Source organism: Hymenobacter psoromatis (genome assembly GCF_020012125.1).
GTDB classification, from domain to species: Bacteria; Bacteroidota; Bacteroidia; order Cytophagales; family Hymenobacteraceae; genus Hymenobacter; species Hymenobacter psoromatis.
Window position 1 is genome coordinate 77,704 of record NZ_JAIFAG010000003.1, and the last position, 6,000, is coordinate 83,703.

Genomic DNA, 6,000 nt, shown 5'->3' on the forward strand with positions numbered 1-6,000 from the left:
TGCCATACTACCTGATAAAACCACCCCGCCTGGTGAACCCTACCTACATAAAACTAGCCATCCGTAATCAAAATAGCAGGCAGAATGCTTTACTTTGTAACAGGCGACCTCCCCAAATCCTGTCGTTTCCTGAGTCTTTTACCTCCTCTCAAACCCAATCATATGGCTTCCCCTGAAAACGCAGCTGCTGATAACTCAGAAGAAAATACTAGTCCCGACGCAAAGAAAAAAACCAAGCTTGCTACCGCGCAAACAGTTAATCCCGTTCAGTACCGCGCCGTTCGGTTTGTAAGCTTCATGTTAGAGGATAGTAAGCATGAAATTACCCCCGCCGATTTTTTAAAGGAGGCTATTGCGCGTCACTTGGCGCTTTATCAAACCAAGCGCGGCATAGAATTCCCCAGCAAGATGCTGACTGAGCTTACCAGACTAAGCTTGATACCCAGTAAGACCAGCTCGGAGGAATAGCTTCTTGGCTAAGCCCTCGCGCAAGGCCAGGGCGCATAGACCACTTTTTTAAGCTTCTTTCTAGCCTAGTGCGGGCCCCGCCAGGCTTCCTGGCGGGGCCCGCACTAGGCTGGCGTCGGCCTGTTGGGAAGTAGTACCTTTCTGAAATACGGTAGTGCTGGCTCCCGCCGCCGGCCGCTCCGTGGCTGGCTGGTCCCCACTAGCCGTCTACTGACTTACGTAAACTTTTCGATTAGCGCTCGCGACGGCTCAGCCCCTGGGGCACTCCAGCTGACGCTTTTTTATTCGCCCTCATGTCCGCCTCTTCCGACGCGACCAGTAACGCCGCCGCTCGTAAGCAAGCTTTGCAGGACCAGGTGCTGGCAACTATCCAGGGCCGACAGCTAGCGGGCATCGCCCTGACGATGGGCCTGGGCAAAACGCTGATCGGCCTGCGCGACATGGCCCGCCTGCTTGCCGCCGGTCAGCTCGTTGACCAAGCCGCCGGCAAGCCTTTTCTGGTGGCGGCCCCCACGCAGGCCATCCTGGACTCTTGGCCCCAGGAGGCGCGCAAGTTCGGGCTGACGTACCTGCTCGACCACATCGAGTTCACTACTTACCGCTCCCTGGCCAAGACGCTCGCGGCCGGCTCGTTTCACAAGCTCTACCTCGACGAGTGCCACGCCCTGAAAGACTCGCACGAGCCGGGCCTGAAAGCGCACGCGAAGCAGAAAAAGAGTATCCTGGGCTTGACGGGCACGCCCCCGGCGCAGGCCCAGAGCGAGAAGGGCCGGCTGGTGGCCACCTACTGCCCCATCCTGGTGGACTACACCACCGACGAGGCCGTGCTGGCGGGTCTGCTCAACGACTACCGCCTGGTCGTGCACCGCCTGCCCCTGCGTAAGGTGCGCGATTACGTACTCACCACCAAAGCCGGCAGCCAGTTCACGACCAGCGAACGGGAAAACTACCAGTACTGGAGCCGCCGGCTGGCCCACGCCGCCCAGGACGCGCTGCCGGTCGAGACGCTGCGCATCCTGCGCATGCAGGCCCTGATGACCTACCCGAGCAAGGGCCACTACATGCGCTACCTGGCCGACCAGCAGACGGACAAGGTGCTGCTCTTCACGTGCAACCAGCAGCAGGCCGACGCACAAGCGGCCCACACCTACCATTCTAAAAACAAGCACAGCGAGGCCAACCTGGCGAAGTTCAACACCGGGAAAATCCAGCGCCTGGCCTGCGTGGCCCAGCTCTCGGAAGGCATCAGCATCCCCGAGCTGCGGGTGGGCATCATCTGGCACGCCTTCGGCAACGAGCGTAAGGCGGCCCAGCGCATCGGCCGGCTGCTGCGCCTCAATCCCGACCAGACGGCCACGGTGCACCTGCTGGCCTACCAGGATACCGTCGACGAGCAGTGGGTAGCTCAGGCCCTGGAGGCCTTCGACCCCGCTAAAATCAGCTACGTCGATGCCCCCGCCTACGCGCAGTACGCCCCGCCCGCGTAGCTGGGGCTTCGCGGACGATAGGACAACTCGCTGTTAGCTAACAGGTGGGCCAAACGAGGGGCTGCACGTTCGTTTTCGCTACCCGCTTTCGATGGCGTTACGGAGCGGGTAAGACGAGCGGGTTTTCGATGCTCTTCCGCCGCTTTGACCCCTACTCCTGCGCGCCTGCGCCCGTTGACCACGGACTCGAATATTTTCCCCTGTTGGTGGCTGTTGCAGAACCATCCCGCTCATTCGACAAGTGGTCGCGATTAGTCCATAGGCCTATGAAAAGCAGCTTTATCGCCAGTTCGGTAGCCTTCCTTGAGTACTGGTGGCCTCTTGCGGAGGCCTCGGCTGAGTTCTGCAACAGCCACGACCGTTTTGCTGAACTTAAACCTGTAGCTCCTTAATGGTTGTCAGCCGCCCGTTTGCGGTAGTTGCGGGCATCTTGCTGCATCAGGTGCAGGAGTTCTTGCCGGGCTCTTTCCTCCAACCCTGGCAACCGGGTAAGGCTAAGTACCATCTTATCGACGGAGCGCAGCGAATCGTGGGCCATTTGGTGGCTGGATAACTGCGTGTCGACGATACCCGTCCGGCTCAGTAGCATCCACGTCGGGCTGGTGTGATTGCCTACCTGGTCATAAATCGTGAGTAGGGCATATCGCCCGTTGGAGGTGGGCTGCTGATAAGCACAAAAGTCGCGCGCCTCATAGGAGCGGCGGCGGGTATCGACCTTCAGGGTAAGGGTGACATCGACTACAGCGCGTGTTTCGCGCGTGAGACGCAGGTTGTTGACCCGGATACACTCCTGGGGCGTGGCAACTAGTAGATTCTGTCGTGTGCATGCTGTACAGAGTCCTAGAGCCAGCAGTTGCCAGCGTGCAGGGGAATTCATGGAGAAAGAAAGTAGGCACCTAAATTCTACTTTAGAATGCTGCCGGCTGAAATTACCCTCGTTTTTCTGAACGACCGCTTGCCAAAGCACTTCGTACCTCTCCAAAAAATGACCGTTTCCTGGAGGGGGTAGTCTCAACATAGAGGCGGTTAATTAGTCAGGCAGTGTCTGACCAATTTAGCTGTGAGCAATTTGATGTCTATTTAATGAATTTTCAAGATAATCTGTAGATGACCAGCCATTTAACTGACATTTGCATGAGTATTATAACTTCTTATAGTACAAGTGTTTACACATTATAAATTGAATTCTAAATAGTTCTAAAATGAGTTCTACTTTTAGCTCCTTTACTAGGCCTATAAACAGTTCGGTTACTCGACCTATTTAGTAGCCAATTTTCGGCGTTCTTTCTTAATTTTATCTTCGATAGCTTCTATAATAAAGCTATGAATCGATTTTGGCTTTTTTCGAGGCTGAGCTTCTTTGATAGCTTGCAGTTCATGGAGCATGCTGGCGTAGAGTCTAAGCGTAAATGATTTCTGAGGGTCCTCCTCTTCCTTGGGCGTTTCAGTTATAGGTACAGGAAGTATTGCTGGTGCTGGGCGTGTGGGCCCTAGTAGCAGTTCATCGACAGACTCAGTAGGCTTAGCTAAATGAGCCAGTGAGATTTTCTGTTTGCTCATAGAATTATTCAGCGAGAATAGTAATAATTTCGGTGGTCAAGGATTCGTAATCTTGTAGGGCGGCACAGGTGGGGGCCCATTCAAACAAAGACTGGCGCTGCACTTGGGCCTCCGCTACCGCTACGTTCTCTCGAATGGTAGTAGTCATAAGTAGCTGACCTAAGCTAGGGTGCTCATGCATCGTTTCAACAAATTGATGGTGCAGGCTACGGCGGTAATTAGCTGCATATTTCGTTAGAAAAAGACCACCAACTTGCAAGCCAGGCGCAAAATTTTTCTTAATTCGCTCGACCAGTTCTAGTAGGCTTTGTAGTCCGTTGAATGCAAAAAATTCTGGAGAGGTGGGAATAAATACTCGGTCAGCCGCCGTGATAGCTGCCAACGCAAGCGGAGAGTTTGGAGAAGGATTGGTATCGAATATTAAATAATCTATTCGGTTAGCTAAGCCTTCCATTGCGTTGCGCAGGACTAGCGCGTACATAGCGTCGGCTCCCAATACCTTCTCAGCGGCGGCTAATGTGGGCGCAGCTGGTACCAGCCAAAGGTTATCTCTTACAGGTTGCATTACATCAACTAAGCTAGCTCCTAACCCATCGATAACCTGGGTTAAACTTCGTGTGAGGTCCACTTCAGGCAAACATTGTGTCAAATTCATCTGCGGGTCACAATCTACTAGCAGTACCTTGTTGCCTGCATGAGCTAAGCACTCTCCCACCGCCCATGCAGAAGTCGTCTTTGCGACTCCACCTTTCCTATTAGCAAAAGTAATAATATGCATTTTCTTCTTGATTATAAGGCTTTTACCTACGTAAAGTAGAACTACGAGTAGGTCTATTAACGGATGCGTTAGTAGCTTTACAAATGAGCCTTCTAACAGGTGTAAAATTACGTCTAAAAATGGAACTACCGCGAGTGTTTGAATTGTCCTTCACACATTTCTCTCTCAACACCCAGCGAGAGTTAATTCATTAGGCGGCTAGACAAGGCCGAACACTACTTTACTCAGCAAATAATGTACATACATCGCTCCGCCTTTAGTGTGCGAAGCCCTTGCGTTAGCTGACAGTTGAGGAACTACTTTTTAAAGAGTAAAAAAAAAGCTCAAAAAAGAAGAAGCTCATTCCTTTTATTAAATTTTAATATTATTTAAAATTAAGAACGCCACAACATATTGAAAACCAATATGTTGTGAGCTTAAAAAGCGCGGGAAGTACATTGGGACGCTCATAAAGTACATCTGAGACAGCCCCAAAAGCGCGGGAAGTACATTGGGACAGCGCGAGAAGTACATAGGACTGTCCCAAAAGCGCAAGAAGTACATTCGGGACAATTCACCATTAATGAAATCACATTTTACGGCTAGCTTCGTAGCTACTAACCCATTAGGCTCCATGCAATCCCCATCTATCAAGGGCGTCAGCTTCGACAAGTCCAAGGGAAAATGGAAAGCCCGTACCATTCGCGATGGTCGCACCATCAACCTAGGTACGTTTGTCTCGCAGCTTGAGGCCGCGCAGGCTGTTGAGCAAGCGACTATATCACTGCCTACTGCACCGGTCAAAGTAGAAAAGTTGCCCTTACTACCTGTTGACCACGAAGAGATTGTGGCAAAAGCCCAGCGTACTAAGCTGGTGGCTCAGCATAATACACTTGTTGAGACTCCGACTACTACCACGCTGCTGGAAGCCAAAATATTTGCACTAATGCTGCGCTGCGTTAGTAGAAGCGATGTAGAGGCACCTACCGCAGTCATTCCATTGGAGGACTTATTCCCGAGTTTCGGAGGGAAACAACATCAGTTGTTGGAAACGGCCATGCGGCGTATGATGAGCGCGACGATTCAAATACCAGAGTTAAACCAAGAGAACGTGCATTTGGTATCACTGTGTGATTCTATGCGCTATGATTCTGATACCAAACTGCTTGTGGCCACTTTTGGTAAGGCTGTTATCCCATATCTGGTGAACCTAGTGGGCAATTTCACAACAGCTGACGTGGACGAGCTACTTGCTATCAAGAGCAACAATACACACAAGCTCTACTGGCTTATGCGTTCTTGGCAGTTTAAGAGCCCACATACCGTCAGCGTAGATGAATTGCGCGAGTTAACCACGCCGAGTAGTCAATTTACACGTTATTCAGAATTTAGAACAAAGGTGCTTAAACCTTCAGTAGCAGAACTGAATGAGTTGAGCTTTGATATTACTTATACTGAGCGTCGGCAGCGGGGGAGGGCCGTTACTGATATCACGTTTAGCATTAGTAAAAAGACCAACGCAAAACAATTGGCTTTGCCAATAGGAGCTGCCATTTCAGAAACGCCAAAGCTACAGTTGACGCCATTACAGCAGAAAATAAGTATTCGTTTATCCAAACTTAAGCTGACGCAAGCTCAAATTAGGAAAGTGCTGGATGTAGTAGTAGGAGAGGAGCAGCTAACCAAGTTGCTGAAAGAGACTTACCCGGTGTTGCGTGACTTCGAAAC

General features: G+C 51.5%; 6 protein-coding genes. 3 read left to right on the forward strand and 3 right to left on the reverse strand.

Going from position 1 to position 6,000, the window contains the following annotated elements; translation table 11 throughout:
• Nucleotides 1-162 precede the first annotated feature (162 nt).
• Entirely contained in the window at nucleotides 163-468 is a 306-nt protein-coding gene (locus tag LC531_RS22110; protein ID WP_223654426.1) for a hypothetical protein, read from the forward strand.
• Between the two features lie 293 nt (nucleotides 469-761).
• Nucleotides 762-1,955, forward strand: coding sequence for a DEAD/DEAH box helicase (locus LC531_RS22115; protein WP_223654427.1), 1,194 nt, complete (start codon nucleotides 762-764; stop codon nucleotides 1,953-1,955).
• A gap of 388 nt (nucleotides 1,956-2,343) precedes the next feature.
• Here LC531_RS22115 and LC531_RS22120 read toward each other — a convergent pair whose 3' ends face one another.
• The 3 genes from LC531_RS22120 to LC531_RS22130 all read right to left on the reverse strand — a co-directional run bounded on the left by LC531_RS22120 (nucleotide 2,344) and on the right by LC531_RS22130 (nucleotide 4,293).
• Entirely contained in the window at nucleotides 2,344-2,832 is a 489-nt protein-coding gene (locus LC531_RS22120; RefSeq protein ID WP_223654428.1) for a hypothetical protein, read from the reverse strand.
• A 380-nt stretch (nucleotides 2,833-3,212) separates the two neighbouring features.
• Nucleotides 3,213-3,515, reverse strand: coding sequence for a hypothetical protein (locus tag LC531_RS22125; protein ID WP_223654429.1), 303 nt, complete (start codon nucleotides 3,513-3,515; stop codon nucleotides 3,213-3,215).
• A gap of 4 nt (nucleotides 3,516-3,519) precedes the next feature.
• Nucleotides 3,520-4,293 (reverse strand): ParA family protein, encoded by a 774-nt coding sequence (locus LC531_RS22130; protein ID WP_223654430.1) that lies wholly within the window; start codon nucleotides 4,291-4,293, stop codon nucleotides 3,520-3,522.
• Nucleotides 4,294-4,906: 613 nt separating this feature from the next.
• Between LC531_RS22130 and LC531_RS22135 the strand changes: the two genes are divergently transcribed.
• Nucleotides 4,907-6,000 (forward strand): RepB family plasmid replication initiator protein (locus LC531_RS22135; RefSeq protein ID WP_223654432.1); only part of this gene is annotated, 1,094 nt, incomplete at its 3' end.

What these genes read in the sequence shown, in the direction of transcription:
- LC531_RS22110 (WP_223654426.1), top strand. Translation starts at nt 163, where the DNA reads ATGGCTTCCCCTGAAAACGCAGCTGCTGATAACTCAGAAGAAAATACT.
- LC531_RS22115 (WP_223654427.1), top strand. Translation starts at nt 762, where the DNA reads ATGTCCGCCTCTTCCGACGCGACCAGTAACGCCGCCGCTCGTAAGCAA.
- LC531_RS22120 (WP_223654428.1), bottom strand. Translation starts at nt 2,832, where the DNA reads ATGAATTCCCCTGCACGCTGGCAACTGCTGGCTCTAGGACTCTGTACA.
- LC531_RS22125 (WP_223654429.1), bottom strand. Translation starts at nt 3,515, where the DNA reads ATGAGCAAACAGAAAATCTCACTGGCTCATTTAGCTAAGCCTACTGAG.
- LC531_RS22130 (WP_223654430.1), bottom strand. Translation starts at nt 4,293, where the DNA reads ATGCATATTATTACTTTTGCTAATAGGAAAGGTGGAGTCGCAAAGACG.